The organism is Campylobacter concisus (assembly GCF_015230035.1).
Taxonomy (GTDB): Bacteria; Campylobacterota; Campylobacteria; order Campylobacterales; family Campylobacteraceae; genus Campylobacter_A; species Campylobacter_A concisus_BK.
Map to the genome: position 1 here is coordinate 66,408 of NZ_JAAKZD010000005.1, position 15,849 is coordinate 82,256.

Annotated in this window: 14 protein-coding genes and 2 tRNA genes; 6 read left to right on the forward strand and 10 right to left on the reverse strand. The window is 34.3% G+C overall.

All coding sequences use genetic code 11. From position 1 onward, the window contains the following. Nucleotides 1-140 precede the first annotated feature (140 nt). The 3 genes from G6W41_RS04470 to G6W41_RS04480 all read left to right on the forward strand — a co-directional run bounded on the left by G6W41_RS04470 (nucleotide 141) and on the right by G6W41_RS04480 (nucleotide 5,136). Entirely contained in the window at nucleotides 141-4,823 is a 4,683-nt protein-coding gene (locus G6W41_RS04470; RefSeq protein ID WP_194170749.1) for a hypothetical protein, read from the forward strand. Nucleotides 4,824-4,939: 116 nt separating this feature from the next. Continuing rightward, nucleotides 4,940-5,015, forward strand: a tRNA-Phe gene (locus G6W41_RS04475). Between the two features lie 30 nt (nucleotides 5,016-5,045). Continuing rightward, nucleotides 5,046-5,136 (forward strand) — tRNA-Ser (locus G6W41_RS04480). A 67-nt stretch (nucleotides 5,137-5,203) separates the two neighbouring features. Here G6W41_RS04480 and G6W41_RS04485 read toward each other — a convergent pair. The 10 genes from G6W41_RS04485 to G6W41_RS04530 form a co-directional block, all read right to left on the reverse strand. Beyond that, the gene (locus G6W41_RS04485) at nucleotides 5,204-6,094 is read right to left on the reverse strand and encodes a tyrosine-type recombinase/integrase (RefSeq protein ID WP_194170750.1); all 891 of its coding nucleotides are present in this window, start codon (nucleotides 6,092-6,094) and stop codon (nucleotides 5,204-5,206) included. Nucleotides 6,095-6,116: 22 nt separating this feature from the next. After that, the gene (locus tag G6W41_RS04490) at nucleotides 6,117-6,350 is read right to left on the reverse strand and encodes a hypothetical protein (protein ID WP_194170751.1); all 234 of its coding nucleotides are present in this window, start codon (nucleotides 6,348-6,350) and stop codon (nucleotides 6,117-6,119) included. A 10-nt stretch (nucleotides 6,351-6,360) separates the two neighbouring features. Next, nucleotides 6,361-7,575 carry a hypothetical protein gene (locus tag G6W41_RS04495; RefSeq protein ID WP_194170752.1) on the reverse strand — a complete coding sequence of 405 codons (1,215 nt, stop codon included), beginning with the start codon at nucleotides 7,573-7,575 and terminating at the stop codon, nucleotides 6,361-6,363. Nucleotides 7,576-7,626: 51 nt separating this feature from the next. Further along, a complete protein-coding gene (locus G6W41_RS04500; RefSeq protein WP_194170753.1) occupies nucleotides 7,627-8,892 on the reverse strand; it encodes a type II secretion system protein GspD in 1,266 nt (421 codons plus the stop codon). Next, on the reverse strand, nucleotides 8,840-9,964 hold the full coding sequence (locus G6W41_RS04505) for a zonular occludens toxin domain-containing protein (protein ID WP_103630529.1): 1,125 nt from the start codon (nucleotides 9,962-9,964) through the stop codon (nucleotides 8,840-8,842). The genes G6W41_RS04500 and G6W41_RS04505 overlap by 53 nt, the downstream gene beginning before the upstream one ends. A 1-nt stretch (nucleotide 9,965) precedes the next feature. After that, on the reverse strand, nucleotides 9,966-10,412 hold the full coding sequence (locus G6W41_RS04510; protein WP_194170754.1) for a hypothetical protein: 447 nt from the start codon (nucleotides 10,410-10,412) through the stop codon (nucleotides 9,966-9,968). Further along, on the reverse strand, nucleotides 10,409-12,424 hold the full coding sequence (locus G6W41_RS04515) for a hypothetical protein (protein ID WP_194170755.1): 2,016 nt from the start codon (nucleotides 12,422-12,424) through the stop codon (nucleotides 10,409-10,411). Before G6W41_RS04515 ends, G6W41_RS04510 begins: the two co-directional genes overlap by 4 nt. Nucleotides 12,425-12,634: 210 nt before the next feature. After that, nucleotides 12,635-12,940: a hypothetical protein gene (locus G6W41_RS04520; RefSeq protein ID WP_021088407.1), complete on the reverse strand. Its 306-nt coding sequence runs from the start codon at nucleotides 12,938-12,940 to the stop codon at nucleotides 12,635-12,637. Between the two features lie 41 nt (nucleotides 12,941-12,981). Beyond that, nucleotides 12,982-13,203, reverse strand: coding sequence for a phosphonate transporter (locus G6W41_RS04525; RefSeq protein WP_194170756.1), 222 nt, complete (start codon nucleotides 13,201-13,203; stop codon nucleotides 12,982-12,984). A 124-nt stretch (nucleotides 13,204-13,327) separates the two neighbouring features. Continuing rightward, entirely contained in the window at nucleotides 13,328-13,654 is a 327-nt protein-coding gene (locus G6W41_RS04530; protein WP_149700290.1) for a hypothetical protein, read from the reverse strand. Between the two features lie 264 nt (nucleotides 13,655-13,918). Here G6W41_RS04530 and G6W41_RS04535 point away from each other — a divergent pair, with 264 nt between their 5' ends. The 3 genes from G6W41_RS04535 (at nucleotide 13,919) to G6W41_RS04545 (ending at nucleotide 15,777) form a co-directional block, all read left to right on the forward strand. Continuing rightward, nucleotides 13,919-14,155, forward strand: a complete 237-nt coding sequence (locus G6W41_RS04535) for a TetR/AcrR family transcriptional regulator (RefSeq protein ID WP_194170757.1) — start codon at nucleotides 13,919-13,921, stop codon at nucleotides 14,153-14,155. Nucleotide 14,156: 1 nt separating this feature from the next. Further along, nucleotides 14,157-14,609, forward strand: coding sequence for a hypothetical protein (locus G6W41_RS04540; RefSeq protein WP_194170758.1), 453 nt, complete (start codon nucleotides 14,157-14,159; stop codon nucleotides 14,607-14,609). A 181-nt stretch (nucleotides 14,610-14,790) separates the two neighbouring features. Further along, on the forward strand, nucleotides 14,791-15,777 hold the full coding sequence (locus tag G6W41_RS04545; protein ID WP_242039903.1) for a tyrosine-type recombinase/integrase: 987 nt from the start codon (nucleotides 14,791-14,793) through the stop codon (nucleotides 15,775-15,777). Nucleotides 15,778-15,849 lie beyond the last annotated feature (72 nt).

Here is a 15,849-nt window from a genome sequence, read left to right on the forward strand (position 1 = left end):
ATATGAATAAATTTAATTTATGATAAGAATATCTAGGTCTTTATATAAAACTTAAATAAAATAATTAATCTTAAAACTATAAACTTTTAATGAAAATTGTCGATTTAAAATAAATTTAAAAATATCACAAAGGGATAAAAATGCATATCGTAGCCTTAAAAATAGCCATCGTTAAACAAATAGTAGGCGAAGTCATAGCCATCTCACCAGATGGGAGCACAAGAGTGCTTCGCAAAGGCGATGAGATATTTTTAGGCGATATCATAAAAACAGCTGTAGATGCCAAAGTAAGGATCGTTTTTGATGATGGCGAGGTTGCGAACATCGGCTTTAACTCTACTTTTAGGACAACAAATGTCTTTGTTGAGCAAAACGGCGAGCTCGTCATCCCTGGTCTACAAAAAGATGAAAAAGGTGCAGAGTATGAAAACAACGAGAACGAGAGCAACATCCACCACGGCGGATCAAATTTATCTAGTCAAGCATCGCTAAATAACGCAGGCTTTAGCAAAAGCGGTCACTATACAAATATCTTTGATAACGTAAAGCACGCACTACGTGAAATTATAAACTCTGAAAAGTTTTTTAACGCTCCAGTCTCATCTGTAAAAGGTGCGCCAGCACAAGCTACAAAACCAAGTGTGCCATTTATCGATAATGTCCCTAAATTTTTCCTCGAAGCTGACACAAACAAAGATGGCCTTTTAGATAAAAACGAAATTTTAGCTTCACCTGAAACTACAAAAAATAACAATAAATTTTACACTCCTGTGGTTGTCACTTTGCCACCAGCTGCAAAAGATGGCGATATCATCAAGATAAAAAGCGGCTCACAAACTCTAAAATACAAGATCGATCTTACAAGTAGCAAACTCGTTCAAGTAGATGATAACGGATCGCCAGTGCCAGCGCCTACCTCAACCCCAACAGCACCTACTTTTATCTCAGTGCCACTTGCTAATGGCAAAGCAAAGATCCCAGATGTCGAGATCCCAAATGGCAAGCCTATAGATATCGCTGTAAATTTAGTTGATAAAAACGGACACGAAAGTGGTTCAAATTTAAAGATTGAGACAAACGACGTTCCGCCAGCATCAAAAGTAAGCGCGACACTTAGCATAGACAAAAATGGCGATGGCGTGATAGACGCTACCGAAATGGGCGTAGGAGAGGACTCTGTAAAAACTGACGTGAAATTTCTAGTGCCTGACGATATGAAAAGTGGCGACAAGATTAAGTCTATAGTCACGGATGCAAACGGCGACACGGTTACTAAAATTTACACCATAAACAAAGCAAACAACACTGCCACCGACGAAGCTGGCAATGTCTATCCATTAAAACCAAATGGCAAAGGTGCTATGGAATTTGATGTGCCAAATGGTGCCACTATCACGCCAGGCACTGTGATCAAAACTCAGTTTATAGACCGCTTTGGCAACGAAGGCGTGATCAAGCAAAAGCCAAACACCATAAGCAACAAAGCCGAAGCGACACTAAGCGCTGATACCAATAACGACGGCGTTATCAGCAAATCCGAGCTAAAAAATAGCGAATCAAGCGTAGATATCCATCTACCAAACACCATGAAGCCAGGTGAGAGCGTAAAAGTTACCATAGATACAGGCAGTGGCACACCAACGCCAAAAGAATTTATCCTAAGCCCTGATAAAAAAAGCGTCTATGACCCAAATGATCCAAGCCATACACCTATACCTATCGAAAATGGTAAATTTATAGTCCCAGGCGTAAAGATACCTATCAGCGAGGGCACAAATGCCACTATAAAAACTGAAATCACCAAAAACGATGGCTCAATAGAATCCAACGAAAATACCGCAGCTACCGACATCACACCACCTACAAGATCGGCCAAGATAGAATTTAGCAAAAACCTCCCAAATGTAGATGGCAAGAGCGACAACAAGCTTGATACATTTGAAAATGGCTACGGCAATGATAGCGACAAAACTGAAGTAACCATAAGTATCCCAACTCAAAGCAAACCAAACGAAAAGATAAGAGTAGCCATAACAAACCCAGATGGAAACACAGAAACAAAAGAATTTACTATCGGCGAAAATGGCAAAGTCATAGCACCTGATGGCAACGAGATAGACGCAAGTAGTGGGAAATTTAAGATCAACGCGCCTATCAAAAATGGAGTAAAAACTAGCATAGACACAACAGTCATCGACCAGTTTGGCAACGAAGGTGCAACTGACAGCCAGTTTATAGTATTTGACGACAAGCCAAAGGCTAAATTTATAAAAGATATAGATGGCGACGGACTGATAGACGGCACAAACGGCGTCACCATCACAGGCTCAGACGTCCTAGCCTCGATCCCAAGCACAGCTAAAGTAGGCGACGAGCTAAAAGTCTCCGTGCTAAATCCAAATACAAATAAACAAGAGATAAAAACCTACATCATAAAAGAGGCAAAACCAGGCGAAACTCTCACCACATACGAGAAAAAGCCAGACCCAGACATCGAGTATGAAGCCAAAACCAAAACACTTACAGACGAATACATCAAAGTAGTAAATAAAGACGATCCAACAGATATTCAGCTAGTAAATGGCAGTCGTTTCTTACTCAAGGATGTGCCAGTAAATACCAGCAAGCCAACTCTTGTTGATATAGACCTTGTAAGAGATGGCACCAAAATTTTCACTGGCTCTTCTAGTGGTAGATTGTTTAAATTTGGCATTCTTGACTATGTGGATGACGTTAAGCTAGTTACCTCAGTAGATGGCGGAGCGAGCAACCCAGCCAAATACCTACTCGAAAAAGACTTCGAGCACATCATCTCAACAAGTAAATTTGACGATACATTTAACGAACGCATAAACTACAAGATCGCCCTCACAAACGACGAAAGTCCGATGATCAAATTTGGTATCGCGCAAAAAGACACAGACATAACTACTGGTGGCGACGACGGCAAAGTGCTCATTGAGATAAAAGACGAAGCTGGCGTTGTAAAAAATAGCTTTTACGCAAATATCAAAGATAATGTCGTAGTAGCTGACTTTGAAGCAGCTGGTGTAAAGCTAGATAGGGCGCACCACATCATAGACGCTACCTATGTAGATAAAAATGGCGTAGAAAGACGAAGTGAAAATTTAACCATCGCAGTTGATCTTGATGCGACGCCAGATGGACTAAAAGAGCCAAGCTTTGGTGGCTCAAAGTCTGGCTCAGGTCAAAGCTACAAAGTGACCTTTGGTGGTGAGGCAGACGCGCCAAACAGAGTAGAAGACAAGACGTCTATAAAGGTAGATGTCGTCGATGTAAATAACTCATCTAAACAAATTTTGCCACTAACTGACCTAAAATATGAAGGCGAATTTCTAACGACACTAACCAGCGGTAGCAAAAATTTCATCGTAAAAAGGCTAGATGACGCTGGCAATATGTCAGTCCAAACCGTCTCAATGATCTCAAACAGCGGCCTTGATGTGGATATGTGGTTTTATGACTGTGCAAATAAAGATTTTAACAACTATTGTAGAAGCAAAGGCTGGATAAGAGGCGGAGACAATCCAACTTACAGTGGTGGCTGGGGGCTTCATGTAAAAAATCACTATAGTGAATGGGCTGACTGGACAAACGTAAGTGCTACCACAACTTTTAATGAAGTGACATTTAGATCAGGCAAAGACTGGGACCTCCCAGAAACAAAACCAAAAAAAGGTGAGCTAAATATGAAAGATATGGCAAGGGTCGGCCACTCACCAAACGCAAGCGATACCGACCACACTGACACAAAATACAATGTAAATCACACTGGAAACTACATGCTACTAGAAGCAGAGCCAGTAGGAACCGATCTCATAATGAGAATGCAGGGTTGGATATATATAAAAGAGACTGGCACATATACCATAAAAGCTAGTCAATATGAGTCAGCTTTTAGTATAGACATAGCGGGTCAAGGTTTTAAAAATAATACATGGGCTGGCGATCGCAATAAAAGTCAAAATTTCACCCTAGAAAAAGGCTTTCATAAAATAAACATCCAATATGTTGATGATGATAGAGATGTAAATTTAGATGTTGCTATAAAAAAGGCTGGGGAGAGCGACGCTAACTATAAGATCATAGGTTCTGCTGGCAGTGGCACGCATCTTTTTAGCGATAACTACGTAAAAGCACTAGAGCAAAATGGCTTTATAGATCATGAAACAAATAAATTTCACAAGATCATCCAAAGAGATGGCAAATACTACGGAGATGATACAAACGACTTTAACAACATTGTGCAGTTAAAACATGACGCAACAGAGACCGTAGGAAGCAACCTAAACGATGCCTTTGTCTATAATGGCAAGCCAATGGACGGCAAAGGCGGCATAGATACACTTATCTTTGTAGATGATGTTGATCTTAGTAAAGTAGCCAACCTTGACAAAAATTTAGAAAGCTTTGAGCGCATACAGTTAGGCACAAGCGACCAAGCGGTTTCTATAGGACTAGACGCCAAAAGCGTGCTGGATATCATCGACTCAAGGGTCACAAAGATAACGGGCAAGGCTGGCACAGAAAATATCAACACAGTGCTAAAAATCTTTGGCGACAGCGACGACATAGTAGCCCTAAAAGGCAAAGGAACTATCTTTACACAAGCAACAAATGATGAAGTAACGATGTTAAATTCAAAACATAGCGTTATCGGAGATGAATACAACAAAGTAGCAGTTGATGCAAGTGGTCACGCTGTAAATCAAGTCTATAAAGGCGTATATGGTAGCGGAGCAAGCGCACAAACATTTTTTATCGAGATAGATAAAGATGTAAGTGTAGTTGATTTGCATTAAATTTAATCTCATTAGGCTATAAATTTATAGCCTAATTTTAAAAATAAAGCATCTTTTGGATTTTTAAACTTAGTTTAAATATTTAAAATGTATAATCCAATTTCTTTTATCAAGGTGGTTGGATAGCTCAGTCGGTAGAGCAGCAGACTGAAAATCTGCGTGTCGGCAGTTCGATTCTGCCTCTAACCACCATTTCTTTTTAATAAAATTTTTCATGAACGTGGACAGATGGGTGAGCGGCTGAAACCACACCCCTGCTAAGGGTGCAGCTCTTAATCGGGGCTCGAGGGTTCAAATCCCTCTCTGTCCGCCACAAACCCCAAAAATACGGCATTTAATAACAAATTTATAAAATAAAAAAATCCCTATGCCGACCCAAATTAATAAATCGAAATATCTCGTTTAAAATCTTTTAAGTTTGAATTAAGATAATTTACATAGACATCATAAACCATCTTAGGAGTAGAATGCCCCAAAAGCTTTGATAACTCTACTGGAGTAACATAATTACCATAAAGCATAGAAGTAGCATAAGTATGTCGCATGTTATAAAGTCGCCTATATGGTAAATTTAACTCATCTAAAATAGGTTTCCAAAAATCAGAAGTAAAAACGCCAGTATCTCGGTAAGGTTCGTTATATTGAGTTTGTAAAAGATAAATATTATCCTGGTAATTCTCAACATATTTTTTAAGCTTATTATACAAATTATCAAGAATAGGTATAGTTCTAATTGAATAAATGGTTTTTGGTGTATTCTCGCCAAATCTGGAGCGAGTAGAATTAATATTTATAACCCTATTTTCTAAATCAACATCTTTCATTTTTAAAGATAATATCTCGCCAGTTCGCATGCCAGTAAAAAAACCAACATATAAAAAAATTTGAAATTTATCATTATATCTAGTAGATAATCTTAGAATATCATTTACCTGCTGGCTAGTAAAAGGCTCTATTCTTGGTGTTTTATGAACTATGCTTTTAATATGTATGATAGGATTTTTATCAATAATTTCATCTTCCAGAGCAAGCTTTAAGATCATAGATAGAGAATTCAAATAATGCTTCTTGCTTTTATTAGAAACGTCTTGAATTGAATTTAACCACAAACGAATAACGCTAGGCTTTATTTCGTAAATATCTAAATCAAAGAAAACATTTAGCCTATTTTTTACAATGCCCTTATTCTTGCAATACGTCGATAATTTCCATTCAGACTTACCGAGCTTAAGATATAAATCGGCATAGTATTTAAATTTAACGTTTTGCATAGTTAAAACTCATTACAAACCATTAAATTAGCTTAAAACAATCATAATCAAATTTTTTAGCAAAAGCATCAAGAAGATCATCAAAACAAGAAAAATCACATAACCCATATTCAGAAAAAGAATAATAAGTTTTAAAAGAGGTATCATCAAAATCTTCATAATCATATAACTCAAATTCTTCTACAACAATACATAAACCTAATTGTGGGAAAAAACAATAAGGATAACAAGAACAATCAACTAATAAATTTTTCATAATATACTCCTTAAAACTCATTACAAATTAAACATCTATCTACAAAGCTATCAATGTCAGGGGCATTTAGATCATGTTTTTTGTGATAGTGCGTGAAGTTGTCCAAATTTCTATCAAGCATTAAATTTTCAACATAAGCCAAGTGTTGAACATTTACATCACCGCCCAAGCCTTGATAGTAATTAACTAGCTCGTAATCTCGCATTTTACTTACTGGCTTAACTCTTTTCTCGGTCTTAAACAATTCATCGCAAATTTTCAATACCTGCTTTTGTTTTAGAGTATTGCCAAAGCTCTTTATTTCATCGCTTGCATCCTCATATCGTTTAATAGTATTGCTATCTTTAATAATCCTAATTTTTTGCCAAAGATCGCCAAATTCATCAAATATTTTTAAAGGTTTCCTAGTATCAGGATCAACGACAACAGTAACCAAGCCTTTATTATAGTTTTTAGTAAGAGATATTAGGTCAATACTGCCGTTTAGTTTTCTATAAATTTCAAGACTTACAAACGTTCTTGACATTGTAAAACGCCTAATTTTATGCTTTAAATACCAGTAGCTAATATCGGTCAAGTTATCCAAATCAGGATTTTGGCGTAAATCATCAAGAGTTTTAAAAATATATTTCATAACATACGAAGTAGCGTTTTTAATATCAGTTTCAACCCTGCTATGAGTATCTAAAAAACGACTTTTAATAGCAGAAACGCACTTATCCAAATTTTCTTTAGGGACAAAAACAAGCAAATTTAAATGACAAGTTCCGTCTAAGTGCGGTTCTTTAGTAGTTATAAAACATCTTTGATTTTTTGATAAGCTTCTAAAATGCAATGAATTCATAATGCTTCTAACCAAAGCTTGAAGCTTACTAGCACCTGCGCTAACGCTATGATCTTCATCATCGATAAACTTTTTATTATAAACAAGCTTTTTCTTACCACTCTTAAGAGTTATAAGCTTTTGTCTATGATACTCACTGGGCAAGGTAAAAACTGCAAAAATAGGGCAAAGACCTTGACTTAGAGCATAATCATTAAGGCTAGCTACTCGGTTATTAAGTTCAGCAATATATCTGTTTGAGTTATGCCAACTAGAAAAATAAAAATTAGAGTAAGGAACATACTCGCCATTTATCATAAAGAAATTGCTATCAAGAAATTTCTTTTGATTTTCTAGCTTAGTTTTTAAAAAGATTTTATCGGTTTCACTAATACCATACATCTTATTAACCTAGGTTACACAATTATATTATATTTAGCCAAGAGCGCACGCTCATTCCCCACTACGTGGGGCCCCTTTTGCGTTGCGCGCTGCGCTCGTCAAATAGCGTTCTAAAGCAATGTGTTTATCTGCTGGATCGTAATAAAACTCTGAAAAAATATCTTTCTCAGATGGTAACATAGTAATAAATATGCTAAAGCTATAATCGCTAGTTTTTTCGCTTTTATAAGTCGTTATATCGCCAAGAATAGGAATATTTTCAATAAATGGAATAGTCTTTGTTGATTTAATCGTTTCTTTGCTATTAATACCGCCAATAAGAAATGAATTTGTATCAGTAAGATAAACATTTGTCTTTAGATGCCTACTTGAAATTCTAGGGGTCAATGTATCATCAAGCAAATTTTCAATATATAGATCCAAAGTAAAACTAACACTATCATTAGTAATCAAGACACTCGAAATATAAAGCTTTAAGCCAACATCTTGATATTCAACTTGGTTAGTAGTAATGCTTTGACTATTTTGAATATCGATTGATGATTTTTGAATAGGGGTTTTTATAACGCTCTCAATTACGCTATCTTTATTATCAATAACAGTAACTCTAGGATTATAGATCAGATCAGAAACGCCCTTTTCTTTAAGTAAATTTATAAGACTGGTGACAGAATCTTTATTAACTTTGGTGCTATCGACCGTAAGAACGTTGGTAATAATTTTAAAGTAGAAATGATCTAAAGGACTTAAGATAGATTCTATACGTGGTCCAATCTCTTTAAGCTTTGTGTTATCTGTGCTAATAATAGTAAAGCTAAGCTGTCGTAATTGATAGCTAGTATCAAGCCCATTAATAAGATTATCAATAATCTTATACTGGCTTTCAGTAGTAATAAGCAATATCCTATCACTATAAACAGTGTATTTTATATTTTCACTAAACAAAGACAAGGCAGATACAACATCTTCTTTGGATATGTGCTTAAATTTTATTATGTAGTCTTTCAAAACTGGCTTATCTTCAACTTTTGGATTGTATATTAATAAAACGCTATCTTGAATTAGATAGTCAAGCCCATTAACATTTAAAATATCTTTAAGCAACTTAGAAAAAGTATCGGTATTGCTTAAATCAAGCGTAGGTAAAAACACATCAAAGTTAGTATCAACATTGCCACTAATAACAATATTTTTACCAGTTATAGAACTAATCTCGCCCAAGAAATCGTTAAAAGTAATATTTCGATATTCTAAGGCAGATAAACTACTTGTGAGTAGGAAACATAGAACTAGAATCAGTTTGTGGAGATTTTTCATTGCAAACCCTTTGTGATGAATTTTCTAGACCTTTTAAAACTCTTTCAAATTCTGCATTACAAGAAACAAAGTAATCAATGTAGTTGCCTGACTTCTTATCATGTAAGAATATATGGCAGTTAGAAGAAGAAAGAAGCTCCAAAAAGCTATCTAAAGATAAATCAATAGCGTAATTTCTAAATTTACAACCGCTTGGAAAACAAGTTATCCTTAGATAGATTTTATTATCGTTAAAAATAGTGGTGTTAATATCTGAATTATCTACACTATTTGAAATTGTTTTAGGCTCTTTAGAATCAGAAGTATTTAAATCAACAAACCTAGTTTCTTGTTTAGTTGATTGAGCTGGCTCGTGCTTAGGCTCGAGGAATTTATAAATCAAATAAGAAAAAACTATGAAAGCTAATAAAAATAAAATCTTTTTAGTTGCATAGCTTTTATAAATTTCTTTTGAGCCACTACTATATAAATCTGATATTTTTTGATTAAATTTCAAATTCTCGGAATTAATAAGGTTATCATTTACCTGCGATGAAGTGCTATAAACTTTATACTTAAAAAGCTTGCTAAAAAGCCTTTTACCGCTAGGCTGAGCCATATACATTAGTTCTGTATGAACTAAATACTCTCTATTTGTCTGACGTTTAGACTGGAAAAGAAAGATAATATCGATCCCAAAATGTCCGTGATAGCTTAAAAACCTACCCAAGCTCTCATTAAACGTTTTCGAAAAGGTGTTATAAGCTTCGTCAAGGACTATTAAACAATGATGATAATTTTCATATATGCCACTTTTTAAAGCATATTCATCATAATTATCTACATTGTCTAAAAAGCCATTTTCGTATTGAGAGCTAAGCGTATATTCTTGACTAACTGCGGTAAGAAAATCATTTTTATCATATTGTTTTACAAAGCCATCAAAATGATCAAATTTTAAACCATTGATATTAGTGTAAATAAATCTATACTTTGATTCGCCTTTTAAGTGCAATTCATATTCATCATTAATAAGATGAACGGCTTTATATGTTTTTCCAGAACGTGGCGGACCAATAATTAAGCTAAGCATGCTATCTAATCATTAAGGTTAATAGATCGGTTATGATCTTTGTCATATTAGCCCTAACATACAAGATAACCTTGTAGAGTTGTAAGGCAAAGAACAAGCTAAGAATAGATATAAACAAAGTCATCGCAGTCGAAAAAGCAGAAGCTAAACCACTTTGGTGCAAAAATTCCATAGCAGAATTTAAAACAGTTTGATTAGGCAAGCCGCCAAAAGAACCGCTAACGCTAGAGCCATAATCAAACATTTTAGGGATATATTCCCTAAGTAAATTCCAAATTTTCATAATAAATAAAATGGCATATCCAGCAAAAGCGATAAGAAAAGCTACAAATGAAGCATAAATAGGGACTATAAAAGCTAAAATTGTATTTCTTATGCCAATTTTCTTTACCAGGAATTCAATAAAATTAACTATAAACCCACCAACGGCACCGATTAACCATTTCATGATTCACCACCTACCTTAAAAAGATATTTCAAAGAAAACATAATGATCTCGAAGCTAAACCAAATCGTGAAAAATAAAGTAAGAATAGACTTATAAGGAGCAACGAAACGACAAGGATCAATCTCAAATAAATTCTTAGTGTTGCTACCAGGAGTTGGACCACTAATAGTAAAAGGACAAGTGCCTTTAGGAATATCAGGGGAATCAATGCCTTTATTAATAATATCAAGCGACTCGTTAAAGTTATTCATTAAATTATCAATGTCGCCCTTAAAATTGTTAAGAAAATTAAAGGCATCATTAACAGACACATCAAATTTAGTAAGCTCGCTTTGTAAAGAAGCAAAAGAAGTGGCAGTATTAATATTAGGCTCATAACTCCATTGCTCTTGCTGTTGATTTTTTATAGAAGTCAAAGTATCGTTTATTGTATCAAGCTTGGCACTATTTCTATTTATAGCTTGCTCCAAAGAGCTTAAATCGATAGACTGGGTAGGCTGGGAAGGTGTAGTAGTAGATGATGAACCGCCACTACTTGAATTAGACGAACTACCACCAGATGAACTTGTTGATGTGCTATCTTTTGGAATAGAATTAGTCAATTTATTGCTTGAATCAATAGTGACAACATAGCCAGTTGAAAATTTGCTACTACCGCTTGGGGTCTTATAAATATAAGAATAAGTTACATCTTGAACTTTAGAGCCACTTGGATTAGAAGTCTCAACAACATCAACATCAATAACGCTATTATCAGGCGTAACAATATTGCCTTTATAGGTTGTCTTGTTGCCAGCATTGCTTGTTTGCTTAATCGTCATAGGCAAATTTGGAGTAGGTTTATCAGAAGCCTTAAACATAGTATTTAGATCATAATCAAGATTTATTTTTTTAACTTCATTTGGAACAGTGATCTCTTTTGTAGGAATAGGCTTAGATATATCTTTAAGCTTTGCGGTAACAATAGTATTGTTCTCAATTTTGGAAACTGAAGCATCCTTTGGCAAATCAAATTTTCTTAAATTCGGCGAAACATCGGCTAATTTTTGTGGAGATTTTATAATATTTGATGAAGTTGAAGCAGTAGGATCAATCTTGCCAGTTTCTCTAAAGGTATTATTTAAAGCAATAGCGGAGTCATCAACTGGCTTAAAATCAAAAACTGGCTCAGGACCAGCCTTAGTAGCTTTAATATCAACTATTTGGGGGCGATACTCTAATAAATTTAAATTAGTAGGCTTAGCACCACCAGAGAAAAGACCTTTAAAAAAAGAGCCCAAAGAAGTAAGACCATTTTTAATAGCATTAATAGGCAAAGGGATCATAAATCCGCCCATAATGAAAAGATCATTTTCAAGCTTTATTTCAGCTTTAAAATGATCGATAGTTTTAGAGGCATAACAACCGCTAGGAATACTCATACAAGTTGATAATTCATAACCACTAAGACTATCATCACAACCATGAAAATACATATTTCTTTTTTTACAATCAGCTTCATCAATCTTAGGATCAGGGAGACACTCTTCAACAATTTTATCTCTTAAAAGAAGCTCAACCTTTCTTTCATTGTAAATCATAGGTTTAGGACACCAATCAGGGCGTTTTTGCTCTGGTTCACACTTTTTAGTTTCTAAATTTAAAACTTCATCATCAGAACAGTTATAACGATAAAATGGAGAAAAAGAAAGAGAATTACCAAGAAAATCATGTTCTGAATCATCAGGATGTCGATAAGTAGTATTACCAGTTATATTATATAATTTTCCATCATAAATAAAATGCTCACCATCAGAAACGGTGTAACAAGTAGGTTCAGGACTTTGAACAATCTCTGAATCAATAACGTAAAAAAGAGAATTACCACGTTTAAAAACTTTATAGCCACCTTTTTCATAAAGAAAAGAAATTTTTGGAGAAAAATAAAATGGCTGAATACAAACATCGGCATAAGCAGATGAAAAAGAAAAAAGCATAGAAAATAAAAGGAAAAATGATTTTATTATTTTCATAAATTTAAACCTTTAAAAAATTTAATACCTGACGCCCTGCGGTTGTCGCTTCATTTTTATTCTGCGAAAAAAATGAAGTGTAAAACGCTTCGCGTGCTATAAAAAACTACTTAACGAAAGAGAGAGCTATGACGTATACGAATATAGGAACAAAAAAGAGAGCAAAAATATTTAAGAAATAATTAAAAACATCATTATTGAAAACTTCAATCATCGTGTAGCTCCGACTATAATTAACCCAATAAGAAAAGAAAATGCTATAAGTATCGCAGAAAGACCCATTAAAAAATTAAATTGATATTCATATATACCTAAATTTGGAAGTAAATCATTTTTTTGAATGTAGCAAATATTAGTTTCAGTGTTAAATACATAGTTTGTTTGAAAATTAGAAAATGAATAATCAGAAGTAGAAACGCTATCATCAAAATTTACTAAAAATACTTTTTTATCTTTTATGTAGAAATCTTTAACGCAGATATTTAAATTAGGGATATATATAGCATTTTCTTTCATTATTTTAACCTTACAAGGGGAGTTAAAGCCCCCCCTAATACCTACTTAATGAAGCCCTTAACTCTACGAGCAATCATAAAGATGAAAGCGACAGCGATAACACCAGCAAATACGTAGTCAAATAAAGCATAGTCAGCTTTTAACGGCGTAGTTGGAACTACTGGAGCATCACCAGCGAAAAGAACAGGAGCTGAAAGCAATGTAGAGCCAACAGCAGCAACTTTAACCTTAGTAGATTCTAGAAAATTTTTAGCTTTTCCCATATCTAACTCCTTTTTAAAATATAGAGATCAATCTCTACAAAATTTAAAGAATAAACTTTGTAGAAATTGAGAAAGGCGGGAGAGTGGTTTGCTACTCACATTAAGGCATAGCCCCCGCTTCTAACTATTTAGATGATTTAGTTTCTTTCAAAAAAGGATTTTCATTGAAAACTTGGAAACTTAAAGTTTCATCAGGGAACATATATGCACCATTGCGAGTATTTAAAAAGCGATATGGAACAGCGATATATTTGCCTTTTACAGAATCAAATTTTGGCTTTAATGAAAAGTCATAATTGATAGTTTCGGTTGATTTGACAAGATAGCCATGTTGATCACGACTTTCAAAAGTGATAGTTACGTCGATAGATGATGCAACTTCACCAGTTTTCTTGTCGATGCGAGAGATAGGACGAACTTCGTCACAAAGGCCTAAAAGATAAGTGTACATGTGTAGCTCCTTAAAAAATATTTGTTTGTAGCTTAGTATTTTAGGGGCAGAGCTACACCACCCCCAACAGTTTTACAACGTATTAAGGTTGTAACAAACAAGCCCCTAAACATCTCTACTCTGTTGCGGGCGGTAAGTTAAGTTATAAATTCATAAGATATTGCTAAAATCCTCTTGCTTAATTAGAATTATTGCAATTTCTTAAAAGGAATTATTGCATAATAATTATAAAACAAATCTTAAATATTGGAATAATTTCAAGAAATGAACAAAAGAGAAGTAGCCGAATTCATCGGAAAAGATATAAAAACTATCTACAACTGGGAGAAAAATAACCCAAACCTATACAAAATACTAGAATTTTATTTTCAAAAAAAAAGTGAAATTAATCCAAAGCATAAAGAGCTAATAGAACTATTTGATAAGCTAAGTGAAATAGAACAAGAATTTTACCTATCAGACATAAAAGCAAGGATACTTAAAAAAGAGATAGGGGGATAGAGTGAGAATACTAAAAGCTTTATTATTACTTTGCATTTTTTTAACTGCTGATCCCATAGAAATACACGTAGAGAAAAACAAAAACCAAAACAAATACATAAAAGATTTAAATTTAGTAGGCGACTGGAACATACAAACGGAGAGATACTTTATAGATTTTATACTCACAGCAGGCAGTAACTGGGATATAAGTTTTGAAAAAAATAATGAAATTTTACTCGATAAGCGGCCAAGAGAAATGTTTTGGAAATACGACAGCGAAAAAGGGAAAATAAGCATCTACAACAAAAAAGAAATAACCATATACGGCGGAGATGAAATAATTTTAAAAGAATACATAGGAAATAAATGCTTTAAAGCAGAACTAAACAAAAACCACCAAATAAAAATGTGTAAAACAAAAGGAAAAATACTAAATAACGTAAAAGACTTGATAAAAATAGAAATGAAATAAAGTATATAGTATTCAAATCCCTCTCTGTCCGCCACCAACACAATATTTTTCTTTCCAACTTCCCTAAATTTCGGTGTTTTAACTGCATTTATTAGCAGATATTTTTGTCTTAAATTTCAGACAAATCAGCTTTGTTACAGAAAATTTGCACTTTTGTTACAGAAACTATTTGGATCATTCTATGAGCTCTAGATTGATCACAAAGGTTCCCAACAGACCAAATTTTTACTTTTTTGATACAGCTCTTAAAGATGGCAAAAAGCTAACTGTTAAATTTTGCCTTTTCACAAAAGATATAGATGAGACGGTAAGACTAGCAAATTCTATAAAAGCCGCAGCCAACGAAGCTCTTTCTAAAAAGATAACCACGACGCATGCAAACTCTAAAAGTCTAAGAGCCTTGATAAACATTAAAAGACAAAATGAGCGGTGCATTAAACAAAATGGCCTATTTTTAGATGTTAGCGAATATAAAGAGCTCTCACAAGAGGTGATAGCTAAATTTTATAATCTCATAGCTCCAGAAGAAAAGCTTGAAAAAGAGCTCAAAACATTATTGGATGCATCTTTAAATCCAAAAGAAGCCACACCGATATCTTTTGAAGCGGTAGCTAAAAGATATGTGCAAACAGAGTGTTTAAAGCTAAAATCTAGTGATAAAACCAAGGGCTATTATGTTAAGACTGGCAAGCTCTTGGATGAGTTTTTTAAAGATCATCAAGGTAAAGAGTTTAGCTACGGCGATGCTGAAAATTTTCAAACAACTCTAGCAAGCAAAAAGCTCAATAAAAAGACCATCAACAACTACACATCTTACTCAAAAAGGCTCTTTGACTATGCCATAAAGATGGGCAAACTTACGACCAATCCTTTTAAAATGCTTACATCTTTTAAAATTTCAGCTGACGAGAAGTCGCCGAAAGACAACTTTAGCCTAGATGAATTAAAAATAGTTTTTGCTACAAAAAGGCTTGATCTACAAAACTATATGATGTTTGCTCTTCATACTGGGCTAAGGCTTAATGAAATTTGGCAACTTGATAGCAAAAGTGTAGGCGAAGAAGATGGCATAAAATTTATAAATGTTAAGACCGCTAAACAAAAAGGAGGCGTTAGCAAATATAGGCAAATTCCACTACATCATAATATTGAGCATTTTGCTGACTAGCTCAAAAAACAGCCAAAACTTTTGCATTAGTCAGCTAAAAGAAATACAATACATAAACTCTCAAGCCAGCTA

Bases quoted from the DNA above. Each gene is read 5' to 3' on its own strand.
- G6W41_RS04520 (WP_021088407.1), bottom strand. From the start codon at position 12,940: ATGAAAGAAAATGCTATATATATCCCTAATTTAAATATCTGCGTTAAA.
- G6W41_RS04515 (WP_194170755.1), bottom strand. From the start codon at position 12,424: ATGAAAATAATAAAATCATTTTTCCTTTTATTTTCTATGCTTTTTTCT.
- G6W41_RS04545 (WP_242039903.1), top strand. From the start codon at position 14,791: ATGAGCTCTAGATTGATCACAAAGGTTCCCAACAGACCAAATTTTTAC.
- G6W41_RS04525 (WP_194170756.1), bottom strand. From the start codon at position 13,203: ATGGGAAAAGCTAAAAATTTTCTAGAATCTACTAAGGTTAAAGTTGCT.
- G6W41_RS04495 (WP_194170752.1), bottom strand. From the start codon at position 7,575: ATGTATGGTATTAGTGAAACCGATAAAATCTTTTTAAAAACTAAGCTA.
- G6W41_RS04535 (WP_194170757.1), top strand. From the start codon at position 13,919: ATGAACAAAAGAGAAGTAGCCGAATTCATCGGAAAAGATATAAAAACT.
- G6W41_RS04490 (WP_194170751.1), bottom strand. From the start codon at position 6,350: ATGAAAAATTTATTAGTTGATTGTTCTTGTTATCCTTATTGTTTTTTC.
- G6W41_RS04530 (WP_149700290.1), bottom strand. From the start codon at position 13,654: ATGTACACTTATCTTTTAGGCCTTTGTGACGAAGTTCGTCCTATCTCT.
- G6W41_RS04510 (WP_194170754.1), bottom strand. From the start codon at position 10,412: ATGAAATGGTTAATCGGTGCCGTTGGTGGGTTTATAGTTAATTTTATT.
- G6W41_RS04485 (WP_194170750.1), bottom strand. From the start codon at position 6,094: ATGCAAAACGTTAAATTTAAATACTATGCCGATTTATATCTTAAGCTC.
- G6W41_RS04470 (WP_194170749.1), top strand. From the start codon at position 141: ATGCATATCGTAGCCTTAAAAATAGCCATCGTTAAACAAATAGTAGGC.
- G6W41_RS04500 (WP_194170753.1), bottom strand. From the start codon at position 8,892: ATGAAAAATCTCCACAAACTGATTCTAGTTCTATGTTTCCTACTCACA.
- G6W41_RS04505 (WP_103630529.1), bottom strand. From the start codon at position 9,964: ATGCTTAGCTTAATTATTGGTCCGCCACGTTCTGGAAAAACATATAAA.